15 protein-coding genes are annotated in these 15808 nt (G+C 73.9%); 4 read left to right on the top strand and 11 right to left on the bottom strand.

Annotated elements, in window-relative coordinates:
• Positions 1-30 precede the first annotated feature (30 nt).
• Complete coding sequence (locus OG444_RS00660; protein ID WP_327260168.1) at positions 31-1296, bottom strand: aminotransferase class V-fold PLP-dependent enzyme; 1266 nt, start codon at positions 1294-1296, stop codon at positions 31-33.
• A gap of 342 nt (positions 1297-1638) precedes the next feature.
• Between OG444_RS00660 and OG444_RS00665 the strand changes: the two genes are divergently transcribed.
• Together OG444_RS00665 and OG444_RS00670 are read left to right on the top strand one after the other, a co-directional pair.
• Positions 1639-1809 (top strand): hypothetical protein, encoded by a 171-nt coding sequence (locus OG444_RS00665; protein WP_327260169.1) that lies wholly within the window; start codon positions 1639-1641, stop codon positions 1807-1809.
• Between the two features lie 139 nt (positions 1810-1948).
• The gene (locus tag OG444_RS00670; protein ID WP_327260170.1) at positions 1949-2770 is read left to right on the top strand and encodes an AfsR/SARP family transcriptional regulator; all 822 of its coding nucleotides are present in this window, start codon (positions 1949-1951) and stop codon (positions 2768-2770) included.
• Between the two features lie 31 nt (positions 2771-2801).
• Here the strand turns inward: OG444_RS00670 and OG444_RS00675 are convergent, their stop codons facing one another.
• The 9 genes from OG444_RS00675 to OG444_RS00715 all read right to left on the bottom strand — a co-directional run bounded on the left by OG444_RS00675 (position 2802) and on the right by OG444_RS00715 (position 12302).
• A complete protein-coding gene (locus OG444_RS00675; RefSeq protein WP_327260171.1) occupies positions 2802-3569 on the bottom strand; it encodes a 4'-phosphopantetheinyl transferase family protein in 768 nt (255 codons plus the stop codon).
• A gap of 20 nt (positions 3570-3589) precedes the next feature.
• The gene (locus OG444_RS00680) at positions 3590-4552 is read right to left on the bottom strand and encodes an SRPBCC family protein (RefSeq protein ID WP_327260172.1); all 963 of its coding nucleotides are present in this window, start codon (positions 4550-4552) and stop codon (positions 3590-3592) included.
• A 67-nt stretch (positions 4553-4619) separates the two neighbouring features.
• A complete protein-coding gene (locus OG444_RS00685; protein WP_327260173.1) occupies positions 4620-5867 on the bottom strand; it encodes a helix-turn-helix transcriptional regulator in 1248 nt (415 codons plus the stop codon).
• A gap of 540 nt (positions 5868-6407) precedes the next feature.
• Positions 6408-7229 carry an AfsR/SARP family transcriptional regulator gene (locus OG444_RS00690; protein WP_327260174.1) on the bottom strand — a complete coding sequence of 274 codons (822 nt, stop codon included), beginning with the start codon at positions 7227-7229 and terminating at the stop codon, positions 6408-6410.
• A gap of 157 nt (positions 7230-7386) precedes the next feature.
• Positions 7387-8061 (bottom strand): ScbR family autoregulator-binding transcription factor, encoded by a 675-nt coding sequence (locus OG444_RS00695; RefSeq protein WP_327260175.1) that lies wholly within the window; start codon positions 8059-8061, stop codon positions 7387-7389.
• A 104-nt stretch (positions 8062-8165) separates the two neighbouring features.
• Positions 8166-9047 carry an AfsR/SARP family transcriptional regulator gene (locus tag OG444_RS00700; protein WP_327260176.1) on the bottom strand — a complete coding sequence of 294 codons (882 nt, stop codon included), beginning with the start codon at positions 9045-9047 and terminating at the stop codon, positions 8166-8168.
• 239 nt (positions 9048-9286) lie between these two features.
• Entirely contained in the window at positions 9287-9961 is a 675-nt protein-coding gene (locus tag OG444_RS00705; RefSeq protein ID WP_327260177.1) for a ScbR family autoregulator-binding transcription factor, read from the bottom strand.
• 219 nt (positions 9962-10180) lie between these two features.
• On the bottom strand, positions 10181-10861 hold the full coding sequence (locus OG444_RS00710) for a ScbR family autoregulator-binding transcription factor (protein ID WP_327260178.1): 681 nt from the start codon (positions 10859-10861) through the stop codon (positions 10181-10183).
• 121 nt (positions 10862-10982) lie between these two features.
• On the bottom strand, positions 10983-12302 hold the full coding sequence (locus OG444_RS00715; protein WP_327260179.1) for a cytochrome P450 family protein: 1320 nt from the start codon (positions 12300-12302) through the stop codon (positions 10983-10985).
• A 487-nt stretch (positions 12303-12789) separates the two neighbouring features.
• Between OG444_RS00715 and OG444_RS00720 the strand changes: the two genes are divergently transcribed.
• Positions 12790-13746, top strand: coding sequence for a ScbA/BarX family gamma-butyrolactone biosynthesis protein (locus tag OG444_RS00720; RefSeq protein ID WP_327260180.1), 957 nt, complete (start codon positions 12790-12792; stop codon positions 13744-13746).
• A gap of 238 nt (positions 13747-13984) precedes the next feature.
• Here OG444_RS00720 and OG444_RS00725 read toward each other — a convergent pair whose 3' ends face one another.
• A complete protein-coding gene (locus OG444_RS00725) occupies positions 13985-14935 on the bottom strand; it encodes an NAD-dependent epimerase/dehydratase family protein (protein WP_327266621.1) in 951 nt (316 codons plus the stop codon).
• 34 nt (positions 14936-14969) lie between these two features.
• On the opposite strand from OG444_RS00725, the gene OG444_RS00730 reads away from it, so the two are divergent.
• Positions 14970-15746: a glucose 1-dehydrogenase gene (locus OG444_RS00730; RefSeq protein ID WP_327260181.1), complete on the top strand. Its 777-nt coding sequence runs from the start codon at positions 14970-14972 to the stop codon at positions 15744-15746.
• The last annotated feature ends 62 nt before the right edge of the window (positions 15747-15808 follow it).

Genomic DNA, 15808 nt, shown 5'->3' on the forward strand with positions numbered 1-15808 from the left:
TGGCTCCTCCAGGTCTGAAGATGGCGGGTCTCAGGTCGCCCGGTGCAGCGTGAGGTGGCCGCGGCGGCGGACCGGTCGTGCGCGGTACGGGGACGGCGCGCCGGAGCCTCCCGGCCCGGCCCGGCCGGCCGGGCCGAGGGGGGTGGTGGCGGCTCCCGCGGCGGCGAGTGCGCCGCGGGCGGGGTGGGCGGGGTGGGCGGCGGCGCCCCGCTCCTCCTGCAGGACCTCTGCGAGGGCCTGCCGGAAGCGGTCGATGTCCTGTGCGGTGTTGTCGTGGTGGAGGGATGCGCGCAGTGCGGGGGCCGTGACGCGGCCGGCCGGGTGCAGGGGGGTTTCGTGTGCGACGGTCTTGGCCAGGACGACTCCGCGGCGGGCCAGGCCCCGGCGGATGGCCGCGGCGGGGATCTGGGCGTGCCGGAAGGCGAGGATGGCGGCCTGCTCCTGTCCGCCGGCGAGGAGTTCCATGCCGGGGGTGTGCCGGACGGCGGCGCGCAGGAGGGGCAGGAGGTCCTCGTGCGGGGGGCGGGCGGTGGCGGTGTGGTGGGCGAGGGCGGCGTCCAGGGCGGCGACGGCGGCCGGCTCGGGGGCGGCCGCCCGGTACGGGGCAGCGTCCGGGGCCAGGTGCGGGGTGGGGGCGATGTAGGCGAATCCGGTGTTGTGGGGGCCGCGCAGGAACCGCCAGCCGTCGGCGGTGAGCAGGTGGCAGCCGATGCGGGCGGCGTCGACGGGGAGCCGGCCGGCGGAGTGGGAGGCGTCGACGGTGTAGCGGGCGCGGTGGGGGGCGAGGAGGCGGCCGATGTCGTGGACGGGGTTGACGGTTCCGCAGGCCGGGGAGAGGTGGACGGCGGAGACGAGGGCGACGTCCTCGTCGAGGTGGGTGCGCATCCAGTCCAGGTCGAGGTCCCCGTCGGGGCGCAGCGGGACGACCTCCAGGCGGCAGCGGGTGCGGTCGCGCAGGGCGTGCAGGGCGGTCAGGTTGGCCACGCCCTCGTGGGGGGTGGTCCAGATCCGGTCGCCCGGGCCGGGGGTGATGCCGTGGAGGTAGGCCTCGAAGGCCTGCGCCGCTCCGGTCGCCAGGATGGTGTCGGCGGCGGGTACGGACAGCAGGGCGCCGAGGCGTTCGTGGATGCGGGTGTGCAGGACGTCGCCGAGGCTCTCCTGCAGTGCGGCGGTCCCGAGGCGGTCGTCGAGGGCCGTGCAGCGGGCGAGGACGGTGCGTACGGCGTCCGGCATCCGGCCGGTTCCCGCGGTGTCCAGGTGGGCCGTTCGTTCCCCGTGGTGCGTCGGCGCGTTCATTTCAGGGGCCTCCCCCCGCTGTCGGGGCCGCGGGATGTGCACGGCCCTCATGTACCAGGCATTGCCAATGGACTTGGCAATACATTGCCCAGCGGCCGGCAGTTTTGGCAACGCCGGATTGCGGCGGCTCCGGCGAAACTCGAGTTCCAGATCCCTTGGCAACGCGTGGCAATGTCTTGCCAGGCTCTTTCCGAGTCAATTCCTTTGCAGGTCATGGGGGTTCTGATGGGGTTCTCCAGTTCGTCTCGAGTGATTGACGAGCGAATCCCGAGCGGGTGCGGCCAAGCTTCTTGGCAGAAGAGTTGCCAGGAAAGAACAAACAGTTGCCACGGAGGAGTCACCATGAAGAACCTCGCCCGCCTCGTCGCCACCGCCGCTCTCGCCACCGCCGCCGTGCTCACCGCGGGCGGCGCGGCCCAGGCCGACGGCGGGCCCATCGACTGGCCCGTCGCGCCGTCCTCGGCCAGCGCCCCGGGATCCGCCCCGGCCCCGGCCCGCATCGACTGGCCGTAACCGAAGACGGCTCGAAGTTGGGTGGAGGAAAGAGATGGAGAACATCCACCGCGGCTAGCGTGCGCGGCACGGGGGCAGTTCCTCCGCCACCGGTGGCAGAAATGTGCCGGGGGAGCTTGAGGAGTACGGAGGGGAGACCGTGAGGATTCAGGTTCTGGGTCCGTTGAGTGCCGAGGTCAACGGGGGATCCATTGTTCCGACCGCGGGAAAGCCGAGACAGGTGCTTTCCCTTCTCGCGCTGTATCCCGGACGCGTGATACCCGTTCCCACGCTCATGGAAGAGATCTGGGGGACCCAGCCGCCGCAGAGCGCGCTGACCACCCTGCAGACGTACATACTCCAGCTGCGCCGCCGGCTGGGCACGGCGATGGGCCCCGGAGCCCCGGGCGGCGCCAAGGACGTACTGGCCACCCGGCACGGCGGGTACCTGCTCCAGGTGCCCGAGGAGAGCGTCGACGTGCACGACTACGAACGCCTCGCCCGCGAGGGCCAGAGCGCCTTCGAGTCGGGTGACGACCGGGTGTCCGCCGACCGCCTGCGGGCGGCGCTGGACCTGTGGCGGGGGCCGGCGCTGGTCGACGTTCGGGTCGGGCCGATCCTCGACATCGAGGTGCTGCGCCTGGAGGAGAGCCGCCTGGTCACCGTGGAGCGGCGCATCGACGCCGACCTGCGGCTGGGCCGGCACGCCGAACTGATTGCCGAATTAACGGACCTGACGGCACGTCATCCCCAGCACGAGGGGCTGCACTCGCAGGTCATGGTCGCCCTGTACCGGTCGGGCCGCCAGGCCACGGCCCTGGACGTGTACCGCCGGCTGCGCGGCCGCCTGATCGAGGACCTGGGCGTGGAGCCGTCACCGCAGCTGCAGCGCCTGCACCAGGCCATGCTGGCCGTCGACCCGCAGCTCGATGTGCTCGCCGGACCGCGGCACACCTCGACGTTCGACCTGTTCGCCGCCTGAGGGCGGCTTCGCCGTCACCGGCCGGGGGCGGTCAGGGGCGCAGCAGGTGCGCCTCGCCGACCAGGTAGCGGTCCTGGACGAGGTGGGTGGCCGCACTCCACTCCCCCGCCGCCGGTGCCCCCTGCGCCGCCCCGGGGCCGAGCGCCCGGGCGCGGGCCTCCTGCAGGGTCCACAGCCGCAGCAGCCGCTCCCGGCGTCCGTCCTCGGGGAGCGCGTCGAGGACGGACCGTTCCTGCGGGGTCCACGGCCGGGCGGGCGGCGCCAGGGTGCGGACGTCGCGGTCGGCGGGCTCCGCGTGCACGCCGAGCGGCCCGGTGCGGCTGACGCCGACCACGATCAGCTCGCCGCAGTGCGCCAGCGCGATCTCCACCCCGGCACGGGGCGCCCGCACTGCGGGGCGGCCGTCCGCACCGTGGTCCAGTTCCACCGTGTGGACGGGCACCTCCAGGGCGGTGGCCGCGGCGTACGTCATGACGAAGCGCGAGACGGCGAGCCGCAGCCGCCCGGCCGCGGCCGGTGTCTGCCGGAACCGCGGCCAGTCGTCGCCGAGCAGCGGGCGCAGGGCCGGGTCGAGGAGCACGGCGGCCAGCCACTGGCCCCAGGTGGTGCAGACGAGCGCGTGGCCCGTGTCCTCGATCCGGTCCCCCGCCTCGTCCCAGGGGCCCTCCGGGCCCTGGAGGTACAGCGGCGCTCCGAAAGCCCCGTCCGGCCCGTCCGCCGGGTGGGCCGGGTGGGCCGGGTGGGCCGGGTGGGCCGGGTGGGCCGGGTGGGCCGGGTGGGTGTGCCGGGTGGGTGCCATCGGCGGTCGCCTTCCGTTGGTCATCGCAGCCGGCGCACGGCGGTCCGTGCCTGCCAGCCGGCCAGGCGCAGGGTCTCGGCGGCGGCCTGCCCCAGCCAGGTCCGGACGTGCCGGCGGGCCTCGGCGAGGCCGGCGTCGTCGCCCGGGCCCGCTCCGGTGGCGTCCTCGCGGAGCATCACCTGCTGGGCGCAGACGACCCGTACGCCGTTCCCTTCGGGGACCAGGGACCATTCGCCGGTGTGTGCGGCGAGGGGCTCGGGCGTCCGCAGTTCCTTGAAGACGATCCGTGCGGCCGAGGGGAAGCACAGGCGCACCACGCGGGTGGAGCGGGTGCGGCCGTCGGGGGTGGCGCAGGTGTCCAGGGCGGCCAGCTGCACGCCGGGGACGTCCTCGCTCACCTCGGCCGACTCCACGTGCGGGAGGCGCTCGGGCCAGTCCTGGATGCGGTGGAGGAAGTCGTAGACCAGCTCGGCGGGGCCGTCGATGTGCGCGCTGTCCGCGAAGGACAGCAGCAGCCGGTCCAGGTGTTCCCAGCGTTCGGCGACCGCCGTGAGGTGGGCGAGCTGCAGGTCCGGTTCGCTCTCCCACTCCCGGCGGCTGTGTGCGGTGGCGGCGGCGGGCGCGGCGTCCAGGGTGCGGTGGCGGCGCAGTGTCACCAGGGAGTGTGCGGTGCCCCTCTCCTGGACCGTCCAGGTGCCGGTGGTGGGGGCGCCGGGGCGGGCGGTGTCCTCCTGCTCGAACTCGACGGTCCGTGCGTGCGGGTGCAGCACGCGGTGCAGGTGGTGGGAGCGGATCCGGTCGCCGTCCACGTCCCACAGGCGCAGCCGTTCGCGGACGCCGTCGAAGTCGATGCGCTCGACGTGGACGGGTGCGGGCAGCAGGAGGGGCCAGCGCGCGGCGTCGGCGAGCAGTCCGTGGACCACGCCGGCGGGGGCGGCGATCCGCGCCGTCCGCTCGATGGTGTGCACGCGCTGCGCGGGCATGGCGGGCACCTCCCCTGATCGTGTGCGGCGGGTGCGCCCAGCCTGCCGCAGGGGACTCGAGGCTTCCTCAACCCCGGGCGGGCGGGGCCGCCGTGGCGGGCGGGCCGGTGCGGCCGGTCTGGGTCAGTGCGTCGGCCAGCACCCGCCAGATCTCGGCGGCGAGGTCGATGTTGGCGTCCTCCTGGGCCTGCTGGGCCAGGGCGCGCAGGCCCGGGACGCCGGCCGGGTCGCCGTCGAGGATCATCAGCTGGTGGCGCAGGATCTCCTGCCGGACCTGGCCGCGGTAGGTCATCCTGGGCCGGTCGGCGGCCAGTTCGCCGAGCAGGGCGCGCGCGTCGTCGTAACGGCCGGTGGCGAAGGCGAGGTCGGCCTTGAGGGCGGTCAGGTCCTGCCGCAGGGCGGGGGTGCCGACCAGGGCGAGGGCGGCTTCGGCCTCCTGGGCGCGGTGCTGTGCCCGGGCGGGGTCGGCGGGCATCTTCTGCAGGTGCAGGCGGCCGGCGGCCAGGCGCAGCCGGATCCACAGGATCAGGTCCTCCTGGCTGCTGAACCGGTCGAGGGCGTCGTCCAGGCAGGCCTGCGCGCCGAAGTAGTCGCCCTGGTGCATGCGGATGGCGGCGGCGGTCCACATGGCCTCGGCCCACAGGGCGTCGGAGCGGCCCTCGACGAGGGCGGTCAGTTCGTCGGCGTGGAGGCGGGCCTCCCCGGTGCGGCCCGCCTCGGCCTGTACGGAGACCAGCGCCAGCAGGGCGGCGGCCCGGTCCTCGACGCCGAGTTCCTCGTGCAGGGCGATGCGGTGGGCCTCGACGGCCGCGTCCACGGCCGGGGTGATCTCGCCGACGGAGCGCAGGCAGCGGGCGAGGCGGGTCAGGCCGCGTACGCGCAGTTCGCTGACGCCCACGTCGTCGCCGAGTGCGACGAGCTGGGTCAGGCGCTCGCGTTCGGTGGTGTGGTCGCCCTGGACGCGGGCGGCGCCGGCGAGGAGCCACAGCGCCTGCCAGCGCAGGACCGGGCTCTCGTGGCCCTCGGCGGCCAGGGCCTGGCGCAGGGCCACGACGGCGTCGGGGGCGCCGGTGGACGCGGCGAGGGTGAGGGCGTGGGCCAGGGAGCCGGTCGCCGGCTCCTCGAAGTCGGCTGCCTGCAGGCCGAGGCGGCCGGCCAGGTAGCCCACGGCGCGGTCGGTGGGCTGGCGGGCCCCGGACTCCAGGCGGGAGAGGTAGCCGGTGGACATGCCCTCGCCCGCCAGCGCCGTCTGCGACAGGCCCTGGGCCAGCCGGAGCTTCCTGAGGCGGTGTCCGAACGCGGGCTGTCGCAGCATGGGCATCCTTGGGGTCGCGGGCAAGGAATCTGTCGGGAACCGGCACCGAGCGTAGGGTCCGCGGCAACGGCCGGGCAAACCTTTGCCACCGTTTCCGGGCCCGTCTCATGCGGTCCTCGAGCGGTCCTCGACCCCGCCGAGGCAGACTCTCCAGAATCCGGCCGTCGCACCGGCCGGCGCCCTGTTCCTCCCGTATGCAGCGCCTTGGAGTCGACGATGAGGCCATCGGTCGCCGGTACGGCCCAGGACGACCAGCCGGACGACGACATCGGCTGGCCGAACCACTGACCCGCCCACCGGGCCACCCCGGATCAAGCCCCCGCCGGCACGTGAGGCGCAGGGCGCAGGACGCCGGCCCGCACCGGTTTCAGCCCCGCCGGCGTTTGATGTGCGGGGTCCGGGGCGGCGCCCCGGCAGCGGCGGTGCACGTGGACGCGGCGGTGCTCACCGCCGCGTCGTGCGGGCTGCGGGGTGCGGGGCGGCACGCTCAGCGGCCGTGCGGCCGTGCGGCCGGGGGGTGCGGCCGGGGGCGGTGCGCGGTCAGACGGCGTACCGGTCGAACGTCGACCCCCGCTTCGGCCCGGCCTGCACGTCCAGCGCCGGATCCACCGTCAGCATGGCCTGGTGCAGGCGCTGCAGCTGCGGTGACGGCTCCACGCCCAGGTCCTCGATCAGGCGTCCGCGCAGCCGGCGGTACACGTCCAGGGCGGTGGCCTGGCGGCCCGACCGGTACAGGGCGAGCATCGCCTGCGCGTGCAGTCCCTCGTGCTGGGGGTGGCGGGCGATCAGTTCCGTGAGTTCGGCCAGCAGTTCCGTGTGCCGGCCCAGCCGCAGGTCGGCGTCGATGCGCCGCTCCACGGTGCCGAGCCGGCTCTCCTCCAGGCGCAGGATCTCGATCTCCAGGATCGGTCCGGCCCGTACGTCGACCAGTGCGGGTCCCTGCCACAGCGCGAGCGCCGCCCGCAGCAGGGCTGCCGCGCTTTCGTCGTCGCCCTGCTCGAAGACGCTGTGGCCCCGGGCGACGAGGCTCTCGTACGCGTGGACGTCCACGGACTCGGGGGGTATCTGCAGCAGGTAGCCGCCGTGCCGGGTGACGAGCACGTCCTTGGCGCCGTCGGGTCCGCCCGGTCCCATGGCGGTGCCGAGCCGTCGGCGCAGCTGGAGGATGTAGGTCTGCAGGGTGGTCAGCGCGCTCTGCGGCAGGGCGGTTCCCCAGATCTCCTCCATGAGGGTGGGCACGGGCATCACCCGCCCCGGGTACAGGGCGAGGAGCGCGAGGATCTGCCGGGGCTTGCGGGCGGTCGGAACGATGGATCCCCCGTTGACCTCGGCGCTCAGCGGGCCCAGAACCTGAATCTCCACGTTCTCTTCCCCAAGTCGTCGGGTGCGGGGGCACGGTGGTCCCGCTGCTGCGGGGCCCTGCGCGCGCCGCGGCCCGGCCCCGCCGGCCCCGCCGGTTGTGCCGGTTGTGCCGGTTGTGCCGGTGGCAGCGGCGGGCGGGGGCGGGCGGGGCGGCGGGTCACCAGCCGATCCGTACCGACTGCGCCCCGGAGAGCTCCGCGTCGGTCTGGTAGTCGTGCTCCCGTCCGGCGGCGACCAGGCTGGGCAGCAGCAGTGCCCACAACGCCCCTACTTTCCCCTGCAGTTCCGCGTAGGACATGCCGGTGGCCGACATGGTTTCGATACCGCACGCCGCGGCCGCGACCAGGGCCTGTGCGCTCTCCCAGCGGCGGCCGGCGGCGGGCAGTTCTCCCGCGTCGCGTGCCAGCCGCAGCAGGGTGGCGACCGCCGAGAGCCAGGCCCCGTGGAAGTCGACGACCACCGGGCGTGCCCCGGCGGGCCCGCGGGGGCCCGCGCCGCCGCATTCCTTGGTGATGCGGAAACTCGCCGGGATCGCCGGTTCCTCGTGCAGGGTCCACGCCAGCCAGTGCGTGATGTCGATCAGTGCCTGCAGCGGGGAGACCCCGTCCTCGCGCAGCGCGCGCACCGCGTCGTGCAGCAGTGCGCATCCGCGCTGCTGCACGGCTTCGGCGAGTTCGTCCTTGGAGGCGAAGTGGAAGTACAGCGCTCCCTTCGTCACTCCGGCCGCGGCCGCGATCTCGCCCAGCGTCGCGTTGGCGTATCCATTGCGGTGGAACAACTCGGCCCCGGCGTAGACCAGCCGCCTCCGGGTCCGCTCCGACCTCTCCTGCACCGAGCCGTCTCCTCTCGCCCTGACAGAGCTCCGAACTCCCGGCTGCCGGACCGCTCCGGGGCCGCGGACCGCTCGCCGCGGGCCCGTGCGGCCGGGGCCGGGCCTCAGACCCGTACGAGCCGTTCGCCGCCCGGCTCCGCGTGGGCCTCGGCCAGGCTCTCCGGCCCGGCCATCAGGATCGACCGCTGCAGGCGCCGCAGTGCCACGGACGGCTCAAGTCCCAGCTCGCGCACGAGCGTCGCGCGCAGCCGCTGGTACACATCCAGTGCCTCGCCCCGGCGTCCCGACCGGTGCAGGGCGAGCATGAACTGCCCGTGCAGGTTCTCGTGGGTGCGGTACCGGGTGACCAGTACCGTCAGTTCGGCCAGCAGCTCCCGGTGGCGTCCCAGCCGCAGGTCGGCCTCGATGCGCTGGTCGAGGGCGCACAGCCGGGTCTCCTCCAGGCGCCGGGTCTCCATGTCCAGCTGGACGCCGCCCTGTACGTCGGCGAAGGCGGGCCCGGACCACAGGGACAGGGCCTCCCGCAGCAGGCGTGCGGCGCCGGGGAAGTCCCCGGCGTCCATCGCGCGGTAGCCGGTTCCCGCGAGCCGGTCGAACTCGCGCACGTCCAGGGTCCCGCCGCCGCTGCTGAGCAGGTATCCGCCGGGCAGTGTGACCAGGATGTCCTTGGCGGTCCGGCCGGCCGGCTCCCCGCCCCCTTCTGCGCTCCCACTACCGCCCTCGCCCGAAACCGAAGCAGCAGCAGCGCCCTGCTCCAGGGCGGCCGCGATCAGTGCCCGTAACTGCAGGACGTAGGTCTGCAGTGTCGTACGGGCACTGCGCGGCGGTTCGCCCGCCCACAGCTCCTCTATGAGTGCCGATACGGGCACCACCTGATCGGCATGGAGGGCCAGGAGGGCCAGGACCTGCCGGGGCTTGGGGGCGGTCGGCGTGATGGAGATCCCGTTCTCCCGCACCGCCAACGCGCCCAGTACATCGATGTCCACGCCGTACTCCCCTGTCCTTGGATGAGTCGCACAGCCAGTAGAAAACAGGACCAGCGGTTTGTCAATATCAAACCGGTCGTGCTGTTTTGACGATCCAGCACATCTGACTGACCCTCAAAAACCTACGATGAACTGGCATTTCATCTTCCCGGCCTGGGTCCGGAGCCGCTGCAGCCGGCCTCGATCGGCCCTCGACGCGGGCCACAGGAACACGGTCTGCCCCACCGGAAAGAGACCAGTCAGTCTGATTCGGTGGTCCCGGACGGCGGCACCGGGGTGCCCGCCGGCGAGCCCTGGGGCAGCAGGGCGCCCAGGGTCGCCTCCGCCGCGAGGCGCGGCAGCATCAGCGCCCAGAACCGGGTGAGGGTGTGCGGCGCGACCCACTCGCGGTCGCAGGCGCCCAGGACCTCCAGCCCCACCGTGGCGGCCACCACCCCGCGCGCCGCGTCCTCATGGGCCAGGCCGCGGGCGAGGGAGCCCTCGCGCGCCGCGGCGGCCACGGCCTCCTCGACCCACAGCCGCCACTGGCGGCGCAGGTCCGCCCCACCGCTCCAGGAGGGGTCCGCGCACAGCCCGAAGCCGGCCCGCACCACCACGTCGTGCGCGAGGAGGGCCATCAGGGCGTGCGTGGAATCGACCAGCACCTGCAGGAAGCCGCCCCCGGCGGCGGGCTGCGCCGGCCGGCCGGCGGTGACCGGGATGATCCCGCACAGCGCCCGCGCCGCCCGGTCCTCCACGGCCTGCGCGAGCGCGGTCTTGCTGGCGAAGTGGAAGTGCAGCGCCCCGGCGCTCACCCCGGCCCGGCGGCTGATCACCGAGATCGACGCGGTGACGAACCCCTCCTCGGCGAACACCTCCGCGGCCGCACGCACCAGCGCTTCCCGCGTGCGAGCGGCACGTTCCTGCTTGACCATGGAGTCTCCACAAACCGCCAACGCGGTTTGCCCAAGAGGGTATTCAGATCGTTGCGGGTCACAGTCGGCGCCGGAACCGGAGCCGTGCTCGAGTCCCGCTCGAGCCCAGTGGCCCCACCGGCCCCGCCGGCCCCTCCGCCCCCGCCCGAGCGCCCCGGTTCCCCGCCGGCCCGGATTCGGCGCCGGCCCGGATTCGGCGCCGGCCGCCGGCCGCCGGCCTCAGTTCAGGGCCGGCTCGGACTCCTGCGCCGCGCCGGGGCCCGTGCCGCGCCTCATCTCCGCGCTCACCCGCTCCCCCCGGTCGGGGGCCATGTCGAGCCGGGCGAGGACCGCGGGCGTCGAGATGCTGGGGCAGATGTGCTGGTAGACGGCGGCCACCCGCTGCTCGATGTCCGCACGGTCGCTCAGGGTCTGCGAGTAGATCTGCGCGCCCGTCCAGCAGGCGGAGAGGATCCAGGCCGTCTCGGCGGGGTCCACGTGCGGCAGCAGTTCGCCCTGCTCCTTCGCCCGCACCAGCAGGGTCCGCGTGAACTCGATCCAGCCCGGCACCGAGCCGCCGCCGAAGATGTCGCGCATGCCCGGCCCCAGGGAGAGCCGGGCACCCGCGCTGAGCATGGGCTCGCGCTTCATCCGGTACGCCAGCACCATGGCGACGTCGACGAGTTCCTGCAGCTTGCTCTCCCGGTGGGGCACCCCGCCCTCGGCGAACTGCTCGTCGAGCACGCCCTGGGCCAGCTCCTGCTTGGAGGAGAAGTGGAAGTACAGGGCGCCCTTGGTGACGCCCGCCCGGGAGAGGATGTCCGCGATGGTGGCCGCGTCGTAGCCGCGCTCGTCGAAGACCGCTGCCGCCGCCTCCAAGATCGCGCGCCGCGTACGTACCGCACGCTCCTGCCGTGCCACGGGTGCCTCCGTTGTCCATGGGTCCGTTGCCGGTGGATCCGCGTCGCGGATCCACCGCCCCATTAAAACCAACCAGAAGGTCCGATTCTTTTCAAGCAGGCCCGGTCCGGCCCCGGCGCGATCAGTCGCTCACGTGTGCCGCCGGCCCCAGCACGACCGGCAACTCCCGCAGCCCGTTGGAGATGAACGACTCCACCCGTGGCAACTCCCCCTCGCCCGCCGGGGCCAGGGCCGCCGCCGGGAACCGCTCGAAGAACCGCCGTACCGCCACGGCGCACTCCAGCCGGGCCAGGGCCGCACCCAGGCAGTGATGGGTGCCGAACCCGAAGGACAGGTGCTGCCCGCGCGTCGGGCGGGTGACGTCGAACTCCTGTGCCCGCTCCCCGTGCACGGCCGCGTCCCGCCCCGCCGAGGCGAACGACACCATGATCGGGTCGCCCTTGGGGATGACCACCCCCTCCCCCATGTCGATGTCCTCCACCGCGAACCGCAGCAGCCCGTACGAGGCCGGCGGCTCGATCCGTGCCGCTTCCTCGACCACGTCCTCCCAGGAGGCGAGCCCCTGCCGGACGAGCGCCAGCTGGCCCGGACTGCGCAGCAGTTCGTGCAGGGCCGTGCAGATGAGGTTGACGGAGGTCTCGTACCCGGCCGTGAAGAGCAGGATCAGGGTGTCGGCCAGCTCCTTCTCGCTCAGCCGCGCCCCCTGGCCCCCGCCGTCGTCACCGTCACCGTTGCCGTTGCCGTTGCTGGCGCTGCCGCTGTCGTCGCCGGCGCCGTTGTCGCGGGCCGCGATCAGCGCGCTGGTCATGTCGTCGCCGGGGTGCTCGCGCCGGTGGGCGAGCAGGTCGGCCATCGTGACGTGCAGGTCCTCCGCGTTGCGCTGCGCCTCCTCGGCCGTGATCGCCGTGTCGAAGAAGGCGTTGATGATTTTGTGCAGGGGGGCCCAGGAGTGCTCCGGGATCCCGAACAGCTCGAAGACGATCCGCGTCGGCAGCTCGTGCGCGAACTCGGTGCGCAGGTCCACCGCCTGATGGGGTGCCAGTGCGGCGAGGCGGTCGAGGAGTTTGCCCACGACCTCCTCGATCCTGGGCAGCATGCCGCCCGCGCGGCGTGCGGTGAACGCGGCGGCGGCCGGTCTGCGCAGTCTGGTGTGCTCGGCCCCGTAGGCGGTGATCATGTTCTGCACGGAGACCCAGATCGCCAGCGGCCACTCGGCTCCGACCTCCCCGTCGATCCACGCCGGCCAGTGGCGGTAGGCGTCCTTGGACACCCGCGGGTCCACCAGCAGCCTGCGTATGTCGGCGTGCCGGGCCACGGCCCAGGCGGTCACTCCGCCGGGCAGCATCACCGGCGTCGCGGGCGCCTGTTCGCGGATGAGTGCGGCCTCGGTGTGCATCTGCGCACCGGAGACGTCGATCGCAATCGGGCACTGACGGTTCATCTGGGGCTCTCCATGATGGGCGGCGGTTGTCGGCGACGGGGTGCAGCGGAGTGTCCACACCCTGTATTTCAAAACCGCCCATCCGGTTTCCAATTCACCGGCGGCGGCCCCGAGTCTGGCACGGCCCGCCCCTCATGCCAATGGTTTTCGGGGCACGGCGGGTGCCGTGTCGGCTGCCCGGGGCGGGCGCGGAGCGGGCTGGTTGAACAGTTGGCGCCTGCACCCTGTCCGACCGGCACATATGACCGGAAGGCCAGCTCTCACTTGGGGTGGGGGGCCTGCGGCCCGAGGGGGCATCGCCGTGTCGGATATCCGCTGGTCGGGGTCGTGGGGGCGTTTCCAATGGCTGTCCGGCGGCCGGTGGCGGGGATGCGCGGGCCGCATCCTGCCCCTCTGAGTACCTTGCAAACAAAACCGGAGAGTACGTATCTTGCGTCTCGCGAGCGGAACCCGTCCCATCCGTCGAACGGCTCTGCGGGAGAACTCCATGACCATGCTCACGATCGGAAAGACCGCGCCCGTCCTGCCTCTTCCTGGAGAGGGGCATCCGTGGATGCGCTGCAACGACGCCCGCTCCCTGACCACCACGGTGCCCAGGGAGTACGTCCACCGCAGCTCCCTCGCCGAGGTCTTCCTCACCGGCTGCGACCGCACCGGTGAGGACACCTTCTCCCTCACCGGGCAGTGGCCCCGCGCCCACACGTTCTTCACCAGCGCCGACGGCGCCAGCCACGACCCGGTGCAGGCCGGGGAGACCGTGCGCCAGGTGGGGCTCTACCTCTGCCACGCCGTCTACGGGGTCCCGCTCGGCCACAACGTCCTTCTGTGGAGCCTGGACTTCACGACGGCGCCGGGCGGGCTGCGCATCGGCCGCGGGCCGAGCGACCTCGAGATGACGGCGGTGTGCACGGACTTCGGCTGGAAGGGGAACCGGTTCTCCGGGTTCCTGGAGGTGGACATCCGCCGGGGCGGCGAGCTCGCCGGCACCGGCACCGCCCGCTTCAGCTGCGTCGCCCCCGCCACCTACCGGCGGCTGCGCGGCGACCGCGGTCTCATGGCGTTAACCCGGCCGCTGCCCCGCCGCACCCCCATGGCCGCCGCCTCCGCCGGCCGGCTGCTGCCCTTCGACGTGGTCCTGGCCCCCGCCGGCCGGCCGGGCCGCTGGCAGCTGAGCCCCGACCTGGACCACCCGATCCTCTTCGAGCACGCCAACGACCACCACCCCGGCATGGTCCTCGTCGAGGCCGCCCGCCAGGCCGCCTGCGGGCTCCACGCCCCCGGCGGATTCACCCCCTCGGGCGTCGCCACCGAGTTCCGCCACTACGCCGAACTCGACGCCCCCTGCTGGATCGACGCCACCGTCCTGTCCCCGGGCCGGGTGGAGGTCACCGGCCACCAGGAGGGCCGTACCGTCTTCCGCTCCACGGTGACCGGCGCCGCCTGAAGAGACCCCGCCCACCCCGCGGCGTACTGCCGCCGCACCCGCCGCCCCGCACCCGCCCGCTTGGACCCGCCGCCCCGCACCCGCCGCCCTGCACCCGCCGCCCTGCACCCGCTGCGCTCCCCCGCGGCCGGGAGCCGGCGGCGCGGGCGGCGGGGCGGGGACCGTACGGCGTGGCGGGGGTGCGCCATGGCGGGGGCCGGGGGCTGCGGGCCGGCTCCTGTGCGGGCGGCCGGTGCTGTCACACGGCGGCCGGGGCCCCGCCGCCGCCCCGGTACCAGGGGGCGCAGCGGGCGAACGCCTCGGGGAAGGGCGGCCCCGGTGATGCCTTCAGCCCCGCCCACAGCCGCCCGCTGTCGTACCAGTGGTCCACCGCGAGCAGCCTCAGCCGCCGGCGCAGCGCCGGATCCGTCCCGCCCGTGCCGCCCAGCAGTTCCAGTGCCCGGGGGATGTCCACGTCCCCCGCCGGCAGCGGCAGGGCCAGCTCCCGCGTGACGGTCTCCACGAGTTCGCGTGCGGTGACCGGCTCGGGATGACCGGCGTGCAGTACACCTGCCGGGGCGTCCTCCTCGCGTACGGCCAGCTCGGCCAGCGCGCCGGCGAGGGCGTCCACCGACGTCAGGGACATCCGGGCCCGGCCGCCGTCCACCCAGTGCGGCAGCCCGGCCAGCAACTGCAGCAGCGAGGGCACCACCCAGCGGTCGCCCCGCCCGTACACCAGGTGCGGCCGCAGGACCGTACCGCCGGCCGCGAGCACCAGCCGTTCGCCGGCGAGCCGGGTCACGCTGGTCACCGAGGCGGGCTGTTCGGGGAGTTCGCCCTCGGCGGCGCCGCGGTGGGCGCCGTCCCCGTACACGGCCGCCGTGCCCAGCTGCACGATGCGCCGTACCCCGGCCCGCCGTGCCTCCGCGAGCAGTGCCCGGGTGCCGTCCACGTTCACGGCCCGGCACTCCCGCAGGGTTCCCCCGATGCGTGAGGCCAGGTGCAGCACCGTGGTGACGTCCTCGCAGAGCCCGCGCAGCGATGCGGCCCGCGCCAGGTCGCCCCGTACGGTGTCGGCCCCCGGCGGTGCGCTGGCCTCGTGGACCAGCGCCCGTACGGGCACGCCCGCCGCCAACAGGCGTTCCACGACGGGGGATCCGGCGAACCCGGCGGCGCCGGTCACCAGTACGATCCGGTTCTCTCTCTTCATCACGCGGCCCATTCCACCGTGTTACGGTCGCGCGGTGACGCTGGGAACGGATAAATCTCTGCTGGCGGGCAAATCGGCGCTGATCACGGGCGCGAGCTCCGGCATCGGGGCGGCCGCTGCCCGCGTGTTCTGCCGGGAGGGCGCCTCGGTGACCCTGGTGGCGCGCCGGGAGGCCCAACTCGCGGCGCTCACCGCGGAACTGCGCGCCGCCGGCCACCGGGCCCAGTACGTGGTCGCGGACGTGACCCGCACCGAGGACGTGGCGCGGGCGGTCAAGGAGGCCGTCAGCGTCTACGGCCGCCTGGACGCGGCGTTCAACAATGCGGGCATCGGTGCGCAGCCGGCGCCGATGCACCTGCTGGACGAGGAGACGTACGACAGTGTCATGGACACCAACGTGCGGGGTGTCTGGAACTGCATGCGTCACGAGATACGCGCGATGCTGGCGACCGGCGGCGGCGCGATCGTGAACAACAGCAGCACGGCCGGCCTGGTGGCCACGCCGGTGACGGCGGCCTACATCGCGTCCAAGCATGCGGTGCTGGGCCTGACCAAGGCTGCCGCCTGCGAGTACGCCGCCCAGGGCATCCGGGTGAACGCGATCGCCCCGGGCTCCACCCGCAGCGAGATGATCGACGCCTGGCTCCGGGAGAACCCGGCGATGGAGGAGGTCCTGCTGGCCTCGGCGCCGCTCCCGCGGATCGCCGCACCCGCGGAGATCGCCGAGTCGGCGGCCTGGCTGTGCAGCGACCGTGCCTCCTTCGTCCTGGGCACCACGCTCTCGGTCGACGGCGGCTGGACCACCCGCTGACCACCCCGGTTCGCGGCAGGTGGTGTCCGGTCAGGCGTGGTGCCGGGTCAGGTGTGGTGCCG

Source organism: Streptomyces sp. NBC_01232 (genome assembly GCF_035989885.1).
GTDB lineage: Bacteria > Actinomycetota > Actinomycetes > Streptomycetales > Streptomycetaceae > Streptomyces.